The sequence below is a fragment of the Roseateles chitinivorans genome, assembly GCF_002761755.1.
GTDB lineage: Bacteria > Pseudomonadota > Gammaproteobacteria > Burkholderiales > Burkholderiaceae_C > Roseateles > Roseateles chitinivorans.
The window spans coordinates 1-18,220 of sequence record NZ_PEOG01000040.1; the positions used below are offsets into that span (position 1 = coordinate 1).

The following is an 18,220-nucleotide window of genomic DNA, read 5'->3' on the forward strand; positions in this document are numbered from 1 at the left end:
ATCTTGGCGATGACCTGGTCCGAGGTCACCGTGCCGCCGTCGCCGACGACCAGCTCGGACAGCACGCCGGCGGACGGGGCCGGCACTTCGAGCACGACCTTGTCGGTCTCGATCTCGATCAGGATTTCATCGATGGCCACGGCTTCGCCGGGCTTCTTCTTCCATTGCAGCAGCGTCGCTTCGGCGACCGACTCGGACAGCTGGGGGACTTTGACTTCAACGATTGCCATGATGTTTGTTCTCTCGGTTTTTTCAGTAAACCGGAGCCTTGCGCCTGCCGGTCGCCGGGCCGCCCCGAGGGCGGCGCCCGGCGCCGGTGTCATTGCGGCGCTTGGCGTCCGCAATGACTCACTTGGTCAGCACGAAACCCTTCAGCTTGCCGAAGGCCTGCTCCAGCAGCGCCTTCTGCTGCTCCTGGTGCAGGTGGGCGTAGCCCACGGCCGGCGATGCCGACGCGGGACGACCGGCGTAGCCGAGCTTCTGGCCGTCGGCCATGTTCTCGTGGATGTAGTGCTGGACGAAGAACCAGGCACCCTGGTTCTGCGGCTCGTCCTGGCACCACACGATCTCGGCCAGGTTCGGGTACTTCTTGAGTTCGGCGGCGAACGCCTTGTGGGGGAACGGATACAGCTGCTCGACGCGGACGATCGCGACGTCCTTCTTGTCGCCGCGGGCCTTCATCAGGTCGTAGGCGACCTTGCCCGAGCAGGCGATCACGCGCTTGACCTTGCTGGCGTCGATCTCGGCGTTCACTTCGCCGATCACGGTGCGGAACTCACCCTTGGTGAACTCGCTCACCGGCGAGGTGGCGTCCTTGGCGCGCAGCAGCGACTTCGGCGTCAGGATGACCAGCGGCTTGCGGAACATGCGCAGCATCTGGCGGCGCAGCAGATGGAAGATCTGCGACGCGCTCGTCGGCTGGACGATCTGCATGTTGTTGTCGGCGGCCAGCTGCATGAAGCGCTCCAGGCGGGCCGAGCTGTGCTCGGGGCCCTGGCCTTCATAGCCGTGCGGCAGCATCATCGTCAGGCCGTTGGCACGGCCCCACTTCACTTCGCCGGAGGCGATGAACTGGTCGATGACGACCTGCGCGCCGTTGACGAAGTCGCCGAACTGGGCTTCCCAGATCGTCAGCGTCTGCGGATCCGCGGCGGCGTAGCCGTACTCGAAGCCCAGCACCGCCTCTTCCGACAGGATCGAGTCGATCACGACGAACGGGGCCTGGCCTTCCGCGACGTTCTGCAGCGGGATGTAGGTGCCTTCGTCGAAGCGCTCGCGGTTCTGGTCGTGCAGCACCGCATGGCGGTGGGTGAACGTGCCACGGCCGCAGTCTTCACCGGACAGCCGCACCGGATAGCCCGAGGCCACCAGCGACGCGAAGGCCATGTGCTCGCCCATGCCCCAGTCGACGTTGATGTCGCCCCGGCCCATCGCGGCGCGATCGGCGATGACCTTCTCCACCAGCGTGTGGGCCTTGAAGCCGGCCGGCAGCGTGGTGATCTTCTCGGACAGGCGCTTCCACTCGGCCACCGGCAGCGCGGTGTCGCAGCTGTCGGTCCACTTCTTGCCGAGGAACGGGGTCCAGTCGGTGGCGTACTTGCTCTTGAAGTTGGTCAGCACCGGGTCGACGGTGTGGCGGCCTTCGTCCATCGCGGCGCGGAAGGCCTTGACCATGCCGTCCGGACCATCGGCGGCCAGGACCCCCTGGGCCACCAGCTTCTCGCCGTACAGCTTGCGCGTGCCGGGGTGCTGGCCGATCTTCTTGTACATCAGCGGCTGCGTCAGCGCGGGCGTGTCCTGCTCGTTGTGGCCGAGCTTGCGGAAGCAGACGATGTCGACGACCACGTCCTTCTTGAACTGCTGGCGGTACTCCAGCGCCAGCTGCGTGCACAGCACGACCGCTTCGGGATCGTCACCGTTCACGTGCAGCACCGGGGCCTCGATCATCTTGACGACGTCGGAGCAGTACAGCGTCGAGCGGGTGTCGCGCGGGTCGCTGGTGGTGAAACCGATCTGGTTGTTGATGACGATGTGGACGGTGCCGCCGGTGTAGTAGCCGCGCGTCTGCGCCAGCGCCAGCGTTTCCATCACGACGCCCTGGCCGGCGAAGGCCGCGTCACCGTGCACCAGCACGGGCAGCACCTGCTCGCCGGTCTTGTCGCCGCGGCGATCCATGCGGGCCTTGACCGAGCCCTCGACGACCGGATTCACGATCTCCAGGTGCGACGGGTTGAAGGCCAGGCTCAGGTGGACCGGGCCGCCAGGGGTGGTCACGTCGCTGGAGAAGCCCTGGTGGTACTTCACGTCGCCGGACGGCAGGTCCTCGGGGGCGGTGTGATCGAACTCGGCGAACAGGTCCTTGGGCATCTTGCCCAGGGTGTTCACCAGCACGTTCAGGCGGCCGCGGTGGGCCATGCCGATGACGATCTCCTGCACACCCTTGATGCCGGCGCACTTGACCAGCTCGTCCATCGACACGATGAAGCTCTCGCCGCCTTCCAGCGAGAAACGCTTCTGGCCGACGTACTTGGTGTGCAGGTAGCGCTCCAGGCCTTCGGCGGCCGTCAGGCGCTCCAGGATCTGCTGCTTCTTCTCGGCCGTGTAGGTCGGCTTGCTGCGGATCGCCTCCAGGCGCTCCTGCCACCAGCGCTTCTCGGTCGGCTCGGTGACGTGCATGAACTCGGCGCCGACGGAGCCGCAGTAGGTCTCACGCAAGGCCTGCACGATCTCGCGCAGGGTCATGCGCTCGGCCTTGGTGAAATAGGTGTTGGTCGCACTGAAGGTGCGATCCATGTCGGTCTCGGTCAGACCGTAGGACGCGGGGTCCAGTTCGAGGATCTTGGGACGCTCGGTGCGCTTGAGCGGGTCCAGGTCGGCCCAGCGCGAGCCCAGCGTGCGGTACGCGGCGATCAGCGACTGGACATGAACCTGCTTGCTGGCGACTTCCAGCTCGGCCGAGGACACCTTGTTGCCCAGGGCATTGGCCTTGGCGCGCTGCGCGAAGGACTCGACGACGGGGGCGTGGGGGACGTCGCGCTTGTCGCTGCCGTCGACGGCGGGGACATGCTGCAGCGCGTCGAAGTAGGCGCGCCAGTTGTCGGGCACGGCGCCCGGGTTGTCCAGGTATTGCTCGTACATCTCCTCGACGTAGGGCGCATTGCCCCCGAACAGATAGGAGTTCGAGCTGTATTGCTGCATCATCTTTCGCTCACCTCTGCCCCGGCTTCCAGGGCGATCGGCTGGTTAACAAACCTTCCGCGACACGGCTTGACCGGTTGGCGGATTGCGACCCGCCTTTGCTGTTGCCAGAAAAGGGGACGGGAAGGACCTCAAAGTCACAAGCGCAGGACTGTAGCACCACGCCGGTTCCAGCGTTGTTGCGGGTTCGCCCAATTGTTGTGCGGGCTGTCCATGACGGGAATCAAGCGAGCAGCGCTTCACGTCATACAAACGTTTGCGATGAAATAGCCCATAGAAGTAGACTGCGCGCTGGCGTACCGCCCCGAGATTGAATGGCGGACTGCCCGGGACCACAGGAGATCCCACATGCAAGTTCGAGTCGTCGACTACCGCGCCGCGGATGCGGCCGAGCAATTCACCCGCTCCCTGCACGAGACAGGCTTCGGCGTCCTGGTGAACCACCCCCTGCCGCAGGAACTGGTCGAGAAGATCTACGCCGACTGGCTGGCCTATTTCAATGGCAGCGAGAAGCATGAGCTGGCGTTCTCCAAGGAGACGCAGGACGGCTACTTCTCCACCGAGATCTCGGAAACCGCCAAGGGCCACACGCAGAAGGACATCAAGGAGTACTTCCACATCTACCCGTGGGGACGCATTCCGGCTTCGCTGAAGGACGACGCGATGCGCTACTACCGCATCGCCAACGACCTGGCGGCGGAACTGCTGTCCTGGGTGGAGAAGCACACCCCGGCCGAGATCGCGAAGAACTACCGCGAGCCGCTGTCCAACATGATCAAGGACAGCCGGCTGACGCTGCTGCGGGTGCTGCGTTATCCGCCGCTGACGGGCAACGAGCCGGCCGGCTCGCTGCGGGCGGCCGCGCATGGCGACATCAACCTGCTGACCATCCTGCCGGCGGCCAACGAGCCCGGCCTGCAGGTGCAGGGCAAGGACGGCGAGTGGGTGGACGTGCCCGGCGACTTCGGCATGCTGATCATCAACATCGGCGACATGCTGCAGGAGGCCTCGCAAGGCTATTACCCGTCGACGCAGCACCGCGTGGTGAACCCGACCGGCGAAGGCGCGAAGAAGAGCCGCGTGTCGCTGCCGCTGTTCCTGCATCCGCGCGAGGACGTGGTGCTGTCGGACCGCTACACCGCGCACACCTACCTGGAAGAGCGTTTGCGGGAGCTGGGCGTCAAGGCCTGACGCCCTTCCCCCGACAAGACGGGCCCATTCCATGGCGGGAACGGGCCCTTTCTCCTTACAGGCTCTTCAACGGCACCACATCCTTGCCCTTGAAGGTGAACACCGTGACGGCGGACGACTTCAGGTCGTGCTTGTCGTCATAGGCGTACTCGCCGGCCACGCCCGCGTAGCTCGACTTGGCCAGATGCTCGCCGACCTTCTTGGGATCGGTGGACTGCGTCGCTTCCATCGCGCCGGCCAGCAGGTAAGCGCCGTCGTAGAAGGCCGCCGCGTAGGTCAGCGGATCGCGCTTGAACTCGGCCTTGTACTTCTCGAGGAACTTCTTGCCCTTGTCGCTGCGGTCGATCAGCGCGCCGCCCTGGGTGCAGTAGGCATTCAGCTCGGTCGTGATCTGCGACAGCGTCGCCGTCTCGGTCGAGCAGATGCCGTCGCCGCCCAGCAGCGGCGCGGTGATGCCCAGGCCGCGCATCTGGCGCAGCAGCGGACCGCCTTGCGCGGAGTAGCCGCCGTAGAACACCGCGTCCGGCTTGGCGGCCTTGACCGCGGTCAGGATGCTGCTGAAGTCCGTCGCCTTGTCGTTGGTGAATTCCTTGGCCACCACCTTCAGGCCCAGCTTGGCGGCCTGCGCGGTGAACTCCTGGGCGACGCCCTGGCCGTAGGCGGTGCGGTCGTCGATGACCGCGACGGTCTTGACCTTCAGGTCCTGCGCCGCGTAGACGGCCATCTTGGCGCCGAGCTGGTTGTCGGTCGCGCCGATGCGGAACAGGTTGGACTGGTTGGGCTGCTGCGTGATGCGCGGATTGGAGGCCACGGTCAGCACGATCACGCCACCGTCGGAGAACACGCGCGAGGCCGGCATCGTCACGCCCGAGTTGTACGGGCCGAGCACGAAGCGGACCTTCTTGTCCACCAGCGCCTGGGCCACCTGCACGCCCTGGCGCGGATCGGCGACATCGTCGTTGACGTCGAGCTCGAAGATCACCGGCTTGCCGCCGATCTTCATGCCCTTGGCATTGAGTTCCTTGATGGCCAGCGCGGCGCCGTCGCGGTTGTCCGTGCCGTAGCCGGCCTGCGGGCCGGTGATCGGGCTCATGAAACCGATGCGCACGCGCTCCTGCGCCTGGGCGCCCAGCGCCACCAGGCCGGCGGCCAGCACCAGCAACTTCAACGAGATCTTCTTCATGGGTCTTCCTCGGTCAGGTCGTCCCGGGATCGATTCCCGGGAGGGGTCTTCCCCGATAGGGGAAACGCGAGTCTACGTAAAGACGCCAGCACCCGACCGAGCACCGCACCGAAGTGCGCAACGAGACCACCGTCCTCACCCATCCCTTGCGTCTACAGTGGCGCATGGTCCGCCCCCTCTCCGGCAGCGTCATCTGGATCCAGCCGGAGGCACCCCCCAAGCCCGCCGTCGGCGCGCCCTGCAATGGCTGCGGCGTGTGCTGCCTGGTCGAGCCCTGCCCGCTGGGCATGCTGGTGAGCCTCAAGCGCGAAGGCGCCTGCCGCGCGCTGGTGTGGTCCGAGGCCGACCGCCAGTACCGCTGCGGCATGCTGGTGCATCCGAGCCGCTATGTGGGGCTGCGCACATTCCGGCCGGAGGGCCTGGTCAACCGCCTGATCCGTCGCTACGCGCGCCGCATGATCGCCGCCGGCATCGGCTGCGACGCCGCGATCGACATCGAGGCTCCCGCCGGCACGACGCCTCCGGAGAAGCGCTAAGCAACACCCGGCACCACCGGGCATAGCATGGTCCGCGCATCGCCTGATCCGGGCTTGATCGGAGGTTCCCCATGACTCGTCTGCCGAGCGCTCCGCGCTTCGCTCGCGCCCACGCGGCGCTGTCCCTGGCGATCGCGCTCGGCGCGGCGACCGCCGCCACCCTCGCCGCCTCGTCCGCCCACGCCGTGCCGCTGCGCTGGACGGCGCAGAACGACGTGCTGACGCTGGATCCGCATTCGCAGGACCACACCACCACCAGCGCCATCCTGCAGCACGCCTACGAGGGCCTGACCCGCTACAACGAGCAGTGGGAGATCGAGCCCTGCCTGGCCACGAAGTGGACGCAGATCAGCCCGACGCAGGTGCGCTTCGAGCTGCGCAAGGGCGTGAAGTTCCACGACGGCTCGCCCTTCACCGCGGACGACGTGGTCTTCAGCTTCGACCGCATCCGCCAGCCGCAGGGCACGATGCAGATCTACGTCACCGGCATCAAGGAGATCAGGAAGGTCGACGACTTCACCGTGGACCTGATCCTCGAATCGCCGCAGCCGATCCTACTGCGCAACCTGGTCGACTTCCGGATCATGAGCAAGGCCTGGTCCGAGAAGAACAAGGCCACCCAGATGGCCGATTACAAGGCCAAGGACGAGAACTACGCCAGCCGCCATGCCTCGGGCACCGGCCCCTACGAGATCACCTCGTGGCAGCCGGACCAGAAGGTCTCGATGGTCATCAACAAGGGCTGGTGGGACAAGAACAAGGGCAACATCACCGAGGTCAGCTACATCCCGATCAAGTCCGACCCGACGCGCGTCGCGGCGCTCACCTCCGGCGACGTGGACCTGCTGACCGACGTGCCCACGCAGGACGTCGGCGCGCTCAAGGCGGATGCCAAGCTCAAGTCGATCGACGGCCCCGAGACCCGCACCATCTTCTTCGCGATGGACCTGGGCAGCGACGAGCTGCGCGGCGCGTCGGTCAAGGGCAAGAACCCGTTCAAGGACGTGCGGGTGCGCGAGGCACTGTCGCTGGCCATCGACCGCGAGGCGATCAAGCGCAGCATCATGCGCGGGCTGTCGGTGCCCGCCGCGCTGATGGTCGCCCCCGGCGTCCATGGCTACGACGCCGCGCTGGACAAGCCGCGGACGCCCGACCTCGCGAAGGCGAAGAAACTGCTGGCCGACGCCGGCTATCCCAGCGGCTTCGAGGTCCCGCTGAACTGCCCCAACAACCGCTACGTCAACGACGAGAAGATCTGCCTGGCCGTCGTGTCGATGTGGAGCAAGATCGGCATCACCGCGCGGCTGACGGCGCAGCCGATGTCCCAGCACAGCCAGCTGTTCCAGCGCTTCGAGGCGCCGCTGTACATGCTGGGCTGGGGCGTCTCCACCCGCGACGCGCTGTATGCGATGCAGGCGCTGGCCCGCACCCGCAGCGGCGGCGCGGATGGCAGCTTCAACTTCTCCAAGGTCAGCGATCCCGCGCTGGACCGGCTGATCGACGCCGCCAAGAGCGAGAGCGACACCGCCAAGCGCGACGCGCTGCTGCGCGACGGTCTGGTGCGGATCCGCGACCAGTACCTCTTCATCCCGCTGCACCACCAGGTCCGTCCGTGGGCGATGCGCGCCAACCTGCAGACGCTGCACCGCTCCAACGACCGGCCCGAGGCCCGCTTCACCACCATCAAGTGACCGGCGCGGCGCTCCCGGTCCGGCGCGCGTCCTGACGGACCGGTCGCGACAGCTGGGTTTTCCGGTCCACCCCTGGGGCAATCCCCAGGGTGGACGGCTCTCCCGGACCGGGTCCCGACGGCTAGCATCCAGGCGACTTCACGTTTGCTTAACGACGTTGCCAAGGGAGCTACCGCTCATGTCGAGGAAATCCATCGGACCGAACCGGTCCGCGCGCCTGCTGCTGTCCGCCGCCGCCGTCGGTGCCGCCGCCCTGATGGGCGCGGCCCTGCCCGCCCATGAGGCGCTCGCCGCCCCGCTGCGCTGGGCCGCGCAGAACGACGTGCTGACCCTGGACCCGCATTCGCAGAACCACAGCACGACCAACGCCATCTCGATGCATGCCTATGAAGGCCTGACGAGGTACGACCGCCAGTACCAGGTCGAGCCCGCGCTGGCCACCAAGTGGACGCAGAGGGGGCCCACGAGCTGGCGCTTCGAGCTGCGCAAGGGCGTCAAATTCCATGACGGCTCGCCGTTCACCGCCGACGACGTGGTGTTCTCCTTCCACCGCATCAAGCAGCCGGTGGGCACGATGCACCCGTTCGTGGCCGGCGTCGCCGACATCAAGAAGGTCGACAGCCACACCGTCGACGTGATCCTGTCCGCGCCCAATCCGATCGTGCTGCGGCAGTTCGTCGACTTCCGCATCATGAGCAGGACCTGGGCGGAGAAGAACAAGGCGATCAACCTGCCGGACTTCAAGGCCAAGGAGGAGACCTTCGCCACGCGCAATGCCAACGGCACCGGCCCGTACCGGATCACCGGCTGGCAGCCGGACCAGCGCATCACGATGGTCCAGAACAAGGACTGGTGGGACGCGAAGAACGCCACCAATGTCGACGAGGTGATCTACACGCCGATCAAGTCGGACCCCACGCGCGTCGCCGCGCTGCTGTCGGGCGATGTGGACCTGCTGTCCGACATCCCGACCCAGGACGTGGGCCGCCTGAAGGCCGACGGCAAGCTGACGGTGCTGGAAGGCAGCGAGACCCGCACGATCTTCATCGGCATGGACCAGGGCAGCGAGCAGCTCAAGGGCAGCAACATCACCGGCAAGAACCCCTTCAAGGACAAGCGGGTGCGCGAGGCGATGTCCCTGGCCATCGACCGCGAGGCGATCAAGCGCGCGACGATGCGCGGCTTGTCGGTGCCTGCGGGCATCATGGTCGCCCCCGGCGTCAACGGCAATGCGCCGGACATCGACGTGCCGACCAAGGTCGATGCCGAGCGCGCCCGGAAGCTGCTGGCCGATGCCGGCTACCCGAACGGCTTCGAGGTGCCGATGAACTGCCCCAACAACCGCTACGTCAACGACGAGGAGATCTGCCTCGCGGTGGTGTCGATGTGGAGCAAGGTCGGCATCAAGGCGCGGCTGCAGACCGAGTCCTTCAGCACCTTCAGCCCGAAGCTGCAGGCCTTCGAGTACCCGCTGTTCCTGTACGGCTGGGGCGTGCCCACCTATGACGCGCTGTACACGATGCAGTCGCTGGCGCGCACCCGCGTCGGCGGCGCGGACGGCAGCGGCAACTACTTCCGTCTCAGCGATGCCAAGCTCGACCAGATCATCGACGCGGCGAAGGTCGAGGGCGATGTCGCCAAGCGCAACGCGCTGCTGAAGGACGGCCTGGTGCGCATCCGCGACGAGGTGTTCTTCATCCCGCTGCACCACCAGGTGCGTCCGTGGGCGATGAAGAAGGGCGTCACCACGCCCCACCGCTCCGACGACCGGCCGGAAGCCCGCTTCACGACGATCAAGTGATCGCCCGGTGATCGCCCGGTGATCGGGAAATGATCGGGAGGCGTCCGCTGCGGCGGACGCCTTCGGCACCGCTGCGGCGCGTCGGCTGTTGTGCCCTGAAGGACCCGGCTCGCCTCAGGCCGCGCTGCCCGCGGCGGTCCGCGGCGGCTTGGCCCACTGCAGCAGCACCTCGACCAGTTCCGCCGGCACGATCGGCTTGCCGATGTGCGCATCCATGCCTGCCGCCAGGCAGGCCTGACGATCCTCGTCCATCGCCGCCGCGGTCATCGCCACGATCGGCAAGCCCTGCCCCTGCGGCAGCAGCCGGATGCAGCGCGTGGCCTCGATGCCGCCCATCTCCGGCATCTGCATGTCCATCAGCACGAGGTCGAAGGCGCGCTCGCGCACCAGGTCCACCGCCTGCAGCCCGTTCCCGGCGATCGTCACCGCCAGCCCGCCCAGTTCCAGGAAGGCCTGGGCCACCTGCTGGTTGACCGGGTCGTCCTCGACCAGCAGCACCTGCGCGCCGCGCAAGGGCCGCAGCGCCTCGTCCAGCGTCTTCTCCAGCGGCCGCGCCATCGGCGGCGCCGCGGTGCCGTGCTGCAGCCGCACGATCGCCTCGAACAGCCGTGACGGCATCACCGGCTTGACCAGCACCTGCAGGCCCTCGCGCGGCCCCAGCTCGCGCTCGAGCGCGTCGACATGATGCTGCCCCGTCAGCACCAGCACCCGCGGCGTCGACAGGCCCCGCTCGGCGCAGAGCATCTCCACCTTCTCCAGCACCGCCGCGGCCCCGGTCTTGCCGTCCAGCACCAGCAGCTCGTACGGCAGTTCGTGGCTCGCGGCGCGCTGGAACTTGAAGACCGCGTCGTCGACGAAGGCGGCCGCGCTCACCTGGAAGCGCCAGCTCGACAGCATGCTGACCCAGGCCTCGCGCTCGGTCGGCGGGCCGTCCATCACCAGCGCGCGCATGCCGCGGATCCGATGCAGGTCGCGCCGCGGCTCGCCCGCCGCCGTCAGCCCGAACCAGGCGCTGAACCGGAAGGTCGAGCCGCTCCCCAGTTCACTGTCGACCGCGATCTCGCCGCCCATCAGCGCCACCAGCCGCCGACAGATCGCCAGTCCGAGGCCGGTGCCGCCGAAGCGACGCGCGGTGCCGGTCTCGCCCTGCGCGAAGGCCTCGAAGAGCCGCTCGCGCGTCTCGCGACTCATGCCGATGCCGGTGTCGCGCACCGCCAGCCGCAGACCGACGCGCTCGGGCGTGCGCTCGATCAGTTCCACGCGGATCACGACCTCGCCGCGCGGCGTGAACTTGATCGCATTGCCGACCAGGTTGTTCAGCACCTGCGTCAGCCGGAAGGCATCGCCGACGACGCGTGGCGGCACGTCCCGGTCGATGTCGAAGACCAGGTCGAGGCCGGTCTCCTCCAGCCGCGCCGAGAACAGCTCGCCGACGTTCTCGACGACCTCCTCGATGCCGAACTCCTCGGCCTCCAGGCTGATCTTGCCGGCCTCGACCTTGGAGTAGTCCAGGATGTCGTTCAGCAGCGCGAGCAGCGCCTTCGACGAGGTGTGGGCCTTGGCGACATAGTCGCGCTGCCTCCCTTCCAGCGGGCCCTGCAGCGCCAGATGGGTCAGCCCGATCACCGCATTCATCGGTGTGCGGATCTCGTGGCTCATGCTGGCCAGGAACAGGCTCTTGGCCGCGTTGGCCCGCTGCGCTTCGTCGCGCGCCAGCGCCAGTTCCGCGGCGCGTTGCCGCTCGCGACCGTGGGCCTGCGCCAGGCGCGCATACAGCACGGCGTTCTCGAACAGCAGTTCCGCCAGCACCGCGCTGCAGGCCAGCAGACCGAAGATGCGGCCCGCATAGAAGCCCAGGTCGTAGCGACCGCCGTTGAGCATCGCCGACAGCGCGATGTCGCACAGCCAGGCCACCATGACGACCATCAGGCCCAGGTCCAGCATGCTCGCCGCCCGACGGCGCGGCAGCAGCACGGCGAGCGCCGCCATGCAGAGCAGCCACACGGAGCCGACGGTGAACATCATCGCCGGCGTGTAGCGATGACCGCTCATGATCGCCGGCAACCACGCATGACCGGCGGTGGCCAGCGCGGTGAGGCCGACGCCCAGTGCCAGCGCCACGAGCGTTGCGCCGAGGGCGGTCCGGCGACCGCGCGTCACATCGTCCCCGACGTCGCCCTCCCGGTCCGGTTGCGAGCCGCGCTCGCGGCCCGCGTCGGCACCGGGCGGGCTCGCCCGCCGCATCCATGCATAGGCGATCACGAACAGCGGAAAGCCGCCGTGCCAGAACATGTAGATCCACGCCGTCGATTGCGGCCCGGCGCCGAGCGCGCCGCCCGGTGCGAAGAGGCCGGGAAACGACAGCGCATGGCCGACGGTGATCACGGCCGTGAACAGGTAGCCGCTGGCCAGCACCGACAGCGCCCGCAGCCGCGTGATCCGCCACTGCCCGTAAAGCAGCGCCGCCGTGATCAGGTCATTGAGGACCAGCGCCGATTCATAGATCGGAATGAAGGCCGCCACCGCCGGCAACTGGAGCTTCGCGAACGGCGCCAGCGCGATGCACACGGCCACGGACAATGCCACCGTCGCCAGCGCCCGCACACGCGCGCGGTGGCCGGCGGGCTGAATGGCGAGGAAGGACGGCGGGGAGTCGCCCGCCGTCCCGGGCGACTCCGCCTGTGGCAACTCAGCGGCCCGGACCTCTCCGCTGCGTCGTGTGTCGCTGCGCGCATCGACGGATGCGTCACGCCCTGCATCGTTTTCGCCCACGCTGCCTCCCTGAAGGCATGCCCGATCGACTTGTGTGGACGGATGTTTGCCGATCGGCCTTCAGAAAGCAACCGCGTCAGCCGGGCACCCCTCCAAGCGCGCGCTCGACCAACGCCGCCTGCTGACGCCGATGGATCACCGGCGATGCGGTGGCGCCCGCCGCCGTCACCTCGCGCGAGACCTCGACAAGGCGCACGCCGGGCGGCCGCAGTGCGTCGAGCTCATCGCGGATGAACAGCCACGCCCCCTGATTGCGGGTCTCTTCCTGCACCCAGACAAGGTCCTGCACGGACGGATAACGGCGAAGCACCGCCGCGAGCGCGTCACGCGGAAAGGGATGGAGCTGCTCGACGCGCACCACGGCGATCGTCGTGTCGCCCCGCGCCTCGCGCCCGCGGAGCAAGTCGTACACGACCTTGCCGCTGCACAGCACGACGCGCCGCACCTGCGCCGCCGCGGCGGCATCGATCGCCGTGTCGTCCAGCACCGGCTCGAAACGCCCCGCCGCGAGCGCGCCGACCGGCGTGTGACTGCGCGGCTCGGCCAGCAGCACCGCCTTGGGCGTCATCACGATCAGCGGCTTGCGCACCGGGTCGAAGGCCTGGCGCAACAGCAGCGAGGCGTATTGGCCGGAGGTCGACGGCATCGCCACGCGCAGGTTGTCCGCGCCGCACAGCAGCAGCAGCCGCGCGAGGAAACCGTTCGAGTGCTCCGGCCCGACGCCCTCGTAGCCATGAGGCAGCAGCACCGTCAACGCCGACGCGTCGCCCCACTTCTCCTCGCCGGAGCTGATGTACTGGTCGAGATAGACCTGCGCGCCGTTCACGAAGTCGCCGAACTGCGCCTCCCAGACCGTCATCGCGTCGCGGGCCTGAATGCTGTGGCCGTACTCGAAGCCCAGCACCGCCTCTTCCGACAGCACCGAGTTGTGGACCTCGAAGCGCCCGCCCGGCCCCGAGAAGCGCGTCAACGGCATCCACCTCGGCGGCACGTCGGCGCCGGCCTCGCCCTGGTGGTGCCACACCGCGTGACGATGGAGGAAGGTCCCCCGTTGCACGTCCAGGCCCGAGATGCGGACGTCGGTACCCGCGCGCAAGACCTGGGCCCAGGCCAGCGTCTCCGCGGTACACCAGTCGGCGGGCTGTCGAGCGTCGGCGGCCATCGCGCGCCAGCGCGTGGCCAGGTCGCGCAGCAGCGGATGCGGCTCGAAATCCGGCGGGAGGTCCGCCAGCGCTTCCAGCACGTCGGGCAGATCGACCCGCGGAGCGCGCTTGTCGGAGAGCGGCGCCGGCGCCTCGTCCATGGGCGCGGCGCCCGGCAGCGGCCGCGCCGGGTCGAAGGCGTCCACTCGAGCGGCGATCAGGGCCGTCTCCTCGGCGAGGAGCTGGCCCTCCTCGCGCAACCGCGCCGCATACAGGTCGGTGATGCCGGCTTTCGCCGGCATGCGCCGATACAGCGCCGGACTGGTCAGTTGCGGCACGTCGTGCTCCGAATGTCCCTGACGCCGATACCCGACCAGATCGATCACGACATCGGTGCCGAAGCGCGCCCGGTAGTCGCTCGCCAGCCTCGCGGCGCGCAGCACGGCCTCGGGATCGTCGGCGCTGACCCTCAGCACCGGCGCGTCCACGCTCCGCGTCGCATCGGTGCAATAGCGCGCCGCTGCCGCGTTCATCGGATTCGGCTCGGTGAAGCCGAGCTGGTTGTTGATCACGACGTGAACCACCCCGCCCACGCCGTAGCCGGCCTTCTGCCCCAGCGCGAGCGTTTCCATCACGACCCCCTGCCCCGCGAACGCGGCATCGCCGTGCAACACGATCGCCAGGCAGCGCTCCGGGCGTTCGCCGGCGGCCGAGCGGGCCGCCCGGGCCATGCCCACCACGACGGGATAGACGCTCTGCAGGTGCGAGGGATTGCTGGCGAGCCGCACGCGGAGGGCGCCTGCGTCCGTGCGGACGCGATAGGTCCCGCCGAGGTGATACACCAGGTCGCGCTGGCGCTCGGGCCGCGCGGGCACCGCTTCGAAGTAGTCGAGGATCTCCTCCACCGGATGGCCCAGCAGGTTGACCAGCACGTTCACCCGCCCCCGATGCGGCATGCCCATCATCACCTGGTCCACCCCTTTTGCCGCCGCGGCGTCGAACAGCGTGTCGAGCAGCGGGAGCAACGCTTCGCAGCCCTCGAGCGAGAAGCGCTTGCCATGGGGAAAGCGCCGCGCCAGATGGCGCTCCCAGCCCTCCACGCGCGCGAGGCGCTCCAGCAACGCACGGGCCGCGTCCGGCGCGAGCGGCTCGCCGTCGGCCTCGAAGCGCGATCGCCACCAATGGCGCCGCACCTCATCGCGCACCGCGGACAGGTCGAGCGACAAGGCGCCGCAGTACAGCGCATTCAGCCGCGCGTGCAGCGACTGCGCATCGACGGCGCCCAGCACCCTCGCGCCATCGTCGGTGAGCGCGTCGTCGCGCCCCAACCCGAAGTTCTCCAACGCGAGCGGATCGACCGGCGTTGCGTCCTCACCGTCTACGCCGCCAGCGGCGACGCCCTCCCCTTCCGCCGGGCATTCACCTTGACTCAGCGGATCGAGCCGGGCCTGGCGATGCCCTTGATCGCGGAACGCGTCGATCAACGCGGCGACGCCGGGCCGAAGGCGCGGCCCGGCGGCCGCTGGCGATGCGCCTGCCTCCGATGGATCGGTATCGCGATCGAAGCGGCAGCGATGGGCCCAGGCATGGCGCCCGAACGAGGTATTCACGGACATGTCGACTCCCTTGACGTTGACTGAGGTGGCTCGGATGAGCCTGCTCGTCACGCCTCCGGACGGCCCGTGGCGCTCTGCGGCGCCTGTGCCGCTGCACCGCCACCTTTGGGCAAGGCGGCGGTCAGCCGGCGGTCGGATCCTCCCGGACTGCGCGACATCCGGCTCTGCGGCCGGTCCTGTCTCCAGTCCCCTCCAACCTGTCGGCGGCCCTGCGCGGGCCGCCCGCGGTGTCACAGCGCGAAGGCGCGCACCGCGTCGTTCAGTTGCTGCGCCTGCGCCTGCAGCGCGCGCGCCGCGGCGGTGCTCTGCTCCACCATGGCGGCGTTCTTCTGCGTCGAGTCGTCCATCTGGACCACCGCCACATTCACCTGCTCGATGCCGGCGCTCTGCTCGCGGCTGGAGCTGCTGATCTCCGCCACGATGTGGCTCACCTGGCGGATGCTGCCCACCACCTGCTGCATCGTTTCGCCGGCCTGCTCGACCATGCGGCCGCCGGCCTCGACCTGCTCGACCGAGTCGTCGATCAGCCGCTTGATCTCCTTGGCAGCGGTCGCGCTGCGCTGCGCCAGGCTGCGGACCTCCGAGGCCACCACTGCGAAGCCGCGCCCCTGCTCGCCGGCGCGCGCCGCCTCGACCGCCGCGTTGAGCGCCAGGATGTTGGTCTGGAACGCGATGCCGTCGATGACGCCGATGATCTCGACGATGCGGCGCGAGGCCGCGGAGATCGAGCTCATCGTCTCGACCACCTGGCCGACGACCTCGCCCCCCTGGGTGGCAATGCCGGAGGCGGACGACGCCGAGCGATCGGCCTCGCCGGCGTTGTCGGCACTCAGCCGCACCGACGAGGTCAGCTGCTCCATGGCCGATGCCGTCTGCTGCAGCGCCGCGGCCTGCTGCTCGGTGCGCGCCGCCAGGTCCTGGTTGCCCTGCGCGACTTCCTGCGCCGCGTTGGCGATCGTGTCGGCGCCGCTGCGCACCTCGGTAACGATGCGGTGCAGGTTCTCGACCATGTGCTGCAAAGCGGCGGTCAGGCGCGCCACCTCGTCCTTGCCGCTGGCGCGCACGCGCGCGGTGAGGTCGCCGGCGGCGACCCGCTCGGCCAGTTCGATCGCGCGCTCGATCGGCTGCGTGATCGAGCGCGTGATGAAGAACGCGGTCACCGCGCCCACCAGCAGGGCCAGCGCCGAGGCGACCACCATGTCCACCTTGGCGGCGCGCGAGCGCTCATTGGCCTGCGCCACGTCGGCGGCCATGCGCGCGGCCTGGAAGTCGACCATCTTGTCGATCAGCGCGTAGTACCGCGCCTGCGGTCCCGCCATCTGCTCCTGGTACGCGGCCATCGCGCCATCGCGATCGCCTGCCGCCAGCAGGTCGAAGACCTTGCGCACCACCGCGCCATAAGCCTTGCGCGCATCGGACTGCTCGGCGAAGAGCCGCTTGCTGTCCTCGTCACCCAGCATCTTCTCCAGTCGCGCCAGGTTCTCCGAATTGGTCTGGCGGATGACGGCGTAGTCGTCCATGTACTTCTTGGCGGCCTCAGGCGTGCTTGCCAGCAGCAGGCGCCCGATCGTGGTCGCGCCGCGGTCCCCGACGCTCTTGACCTGGTTGGTCAGCGCGATCAGCGCATAACGGTCCTCGACCACGCGACCCATCGTGTCGTTGACGCCATCGATCACACGGATGCCTACCCCGAGGATCACCAGCAGCAGGATGAAAACGACGGCGAAGGCGCCGGCGAGGCGCGATCCGATCCGGACGTCGGCCAATTTCATGAATCACTCTCCCTGGACGAAAAAGGCGGTTTGCCTGTTGGAATGTCTTTCGATCTAACCATTCCTTACATTTCCGGTCCATCTCTTCCGACAATGTGGGACGTTGATTCACACTATGAAATTGGAAAGTCGAGAACTTTTCAACGAATCACGCCCGGTGGGAGAGGTGGGAGCATTCCGACAAGCGCCCACGGACACCGCAGGTCGCACGGAAAAGCGCGGGCACAAACGACAACGCCCCGCAAAGCGGGGCGTTGGAGGGAGCGCGTCAGCGGTCGGTCAGGTCAGCGCGAGGCGTTGACGGGCGGCGTGGTACTCGCGGCCGAAGCGCGCGACGAGCTCGCCGGCGGGCAGCACCTCGCGGATCGCGCCGATGCCCTGGCCGCTACCCCACACGTCCTTCCAGGCCTTCGCGCCGTTGCCGCCGAAGTTCATCTTCGTCGGGTCGCTCTCGGGCAGGTTCTCCGGATCGAGGCCGGCCTTCACGATCGAGCCCTTCAGGTAGTTGCCGTGCACGCCGGTAAACAGGTTGCTGTACACGATGTCGTCGCTGTTGCTCTCGACGATCATCTGCTTGTACTCGTCGGCCGCGCGCGCCTCCTCGGTCGCGATGAAGGCCGAGCCGATGTACGCGAGGTCCGCGCCCATCGCCTGCGCCGCCAGGATCGCGTCGCCGCTGGCCATCGAGCCCGACAGCGCCAGCGGGCCGTCGAACCACTCGCGGATCTCCTGGATCAGCGCGAACGGGCTCTTCACGCCGGCATGGCCGCCCGCGCCGGCCGCCACGGCGATCAGGCCGTCGGCGCCCTTCTCGATGGCCTTGCGCGCGAACTTGTTGTTGATGATGTCGTGCAGCACGATGCCGCCCCAGCCATGCACCGCGGCATTGACGTCCTCGCGCGCCCCCAGCGAGGTGATCACGATCGGCACCTTGTACTTGGCGCACAGGGCCATGTCGTGCTCGAGCCGGTCGTTGCTCTTGTGCACGATCTGGTTGATCGCGAACGGCGCCGCCGGCGACTCCGGATGCGCGCGGTCATGGGCGGCCAGCGTCTCGGTGATCTCGGCCAGCCACTCGTCGAGCAGCTCGGCCGGACGCGCGTTGAGCGCCGGCATCGAGCCGACGATCCCGGCCTTGCATTGCGCGATCACCAGCTTCGGATTGCTGATGATGAACAGCGGCGAGCCGATCACCGGCAGACGCAGGGTGTTGAACAGCGGGGGAAGTGCCACCTCGGAATCTCCTCGGGTCAAGTCGACGGATCGTTGCCGTCCCATGGTGGCCCCTGCGCGCGCGACGCGGCGTCGCGCAGGGGAC

General features: G+C 68.3%; 11 protein-coding genes. 4 read left to right on the forward strand and 7 right to left on the reverse strand.

All coding sequences use genetic code 11. The features are described from left to right. Positions 1–230: biotin/lipoyl-containing protein (locus CS062_RS15215; protein ID WP_303645159.1), on the reverse strand; the 230-nt coding region annotated here is incomplete at its 3' end. Between the two features lie 118 nt (positions 231–348). Further along, the gene (locus tag CS062_RS15220; protein WP_099862461.1) at positions 349–3,201 is read right to left on the reverse strand and encodes a 2-oxoglutarate dehydrogenase E1 component; all 2,853 of its coding nucleotides are present in this window, start codon (positions 3,199–3,201) and stop codon (positions 349–351) included. Positions 3,202–3,546: 345 nt separating this feature from the next. On the opposite strand from CS062_RS15220, the gene CS062_RS15225 reads away from it, so the two are divergent. Continuing rightward, positions 3,547–4,389 (forward strand): isopenicillin N synthase family dioxygenase, encoded by an 843-nt coding sequence (locus tag CS062_RS15225; RefSeq protein WP_099862462.1) that lies wholly within the window; start codon positions 3,547–3,549, stop codon positions 4,387–4,389. 55 nt (positions 4,390–4,444) lie between these two features. Here the strand turns inward: CS062_RS15225 and CS062_RS15230 are convergent, their stop codons facing one another. After that, positions 4,445–5,572, reverse strand: a complete 1,128-nt coding sequence (locus tag CS062_RS15230; RefSeq protein ID WP_099862463.1) for a branched-chain amino acid ABC transporter substrate-binding protein — start codon at positions 5,570–5,572, stop codon at positions 4,445–4,447. Positions 5,573–5,685: 113 nt separating this feature from the next. On the opposite strand from CS062_RS15230, the gene CS062_RS15235 reads away from it, so the two are divergent. The 3 genes from CS062_RS15235 (at position 5,686) to CS062_RS15245 (ending at position 9,600) form a co-directional block, all read left to right on the forward strand. Further along, entirely contained in the window at positions 5,686–6,108 is a 423-nt protein-coding gene (locus CS062_RS15235) for a hypothetical protein (RefSeq protein ID WP_368372858.1), read from the forward strand. 71 nt (positions 6,109–6,179) lie between these two features. Next, positions 6,180–7,799: an ABC transporter substrate-binding protein gene (locus tag CS062_RS15240; protein WP_099862464.1), complete on the forward strand. Its 1,620-nt coding sequence runs from the start codon at positions 6,180–6,182 to the stop codon at positions 7,797–7,799. A gap of 178 nt (positions 7,800–7,977) precedes the next feature. Next, complete coding sequence (locus CS062_RS15245; protein ID WP_099862465.1) at positions 7,978–9,600, forward strand: ABC transporter substrate-binding protein; 1,623 nt, start codon at positions 7,978–7,980, stop codon at positions 9,598–9,600. Positions 9,601–9,714: 114 nt separating this feature from the next. Here the strand turns inward: CS062_RS15245 and CS062_RS15250 are convergent, their stop codons facing one another. From CS062_RS15250 to CS062_RS15265, 4 genes are all read right to left on the reverse strand, one after another. Continuing rightward, a complete protein-coding gene (locus tag CS062_RS15250) occupies positions 9,715–12,174 on the reverse strand; it encodes a hybrid sensor histidine kinase/response regulator (RefSeq protein ID WP_143742358.1) in 2,460 nt (819 codons plus the stop codon). A 274-nt stretch (positions 12,175–12,448) separates the two neighbouring features. Then, positions 12,449–15,130, reverse strand: coding sequence for a 2-oxoglutarate dehydrogenase E1 component (locus CS062_RS15255; RefSeq protein WP_233218078.1), 2,682 nt, complete (start codon positions 15,128–15,130; stop codon positions 12,449–12,451). 230 nt (positions 15,131–15,360) lie between these two features. Next, on the reverse strand, positions 15,361–16,902 hold the full coding sequence (locus tag CS062_RS27295; protein ID WP_099862467.1) for a methyl-accepting chemotaxis protein: 1,542 nt from the start codon (positions 16,900–16,902) through the stop codon (positions 15,361–15,363). Positions 16,903–17,181: 279 nt separating this feature from the next. Then, on the reverse strand, positions 17,182–18,180 hold the full coding sequence (locus CS062_RS15265) for an NAD(P)H-dependent flavin oxidoreductase (protein ID WP_099862468.1): 999 nt from the start codon (positions 18,178–18,180) through the stop codon (positions 17,182–17,184). Positions 18,181–18,220 lie beyond the last annotated feature (40 nt).

Coding starts and splice junctions, on each gene's coding strand:
- CS062_RS15225 (WP_099862462.1), top strand. CDS start 3,547: ATGCAAGTTCGAGTCGTCGACTACCGCGCCGCGGATGCGGCCGAGCAA.
- CS062_RS15255 (WP_233218078.1), bottom strand. CDS start 15,130: ATGTCCGTGAATACCTCGTTCGGGCGCCATGCCTGGGCCCATCGCTGC.
- CS062_RS15265 (WP_099862468.1), bottom strand. CDS start 18,180: ATGGGACGGCAACGATCCGTCGACTTGACCCGAGGAGATTCCGAGGTG.
- CS062_RS27295 (WP_099862467.1), bottom strand. CDS start 16,902: ATGAAATTGGCCGACGTCCGGATCGGATCGCGCCTCGCCGGCGCCTTC.
- CS062_RS15245 (WP_099862465.1), top strand. CDS start 7,978: ATGTCGAGGAAATCCATCGGACCGAACCGGTCCGCGCGCCTGCTGCTG.
- CS062_RS15220 (WP_099862461.1), bottom strand. CDS start 3,201: ATGATGCAGCAATACAGCTCGAACTCCTATCTGTTCGGGGGCAATGCG.
- CS062_RS15240 (WP_099862464.1), top strand. CDS start 6,180: ATGACTCGTCTGCCGAGCGCTCCGCGCTTCGCTCGCGCCCACGCGGCG.
- CS062_RS15230 (WP_099862463.1), bottom strand. CDS start 5,572: ATGAAGAAGATCTCGTTGAAGTTGCTGGTGCTGGCCGCCGGCCTGGTG.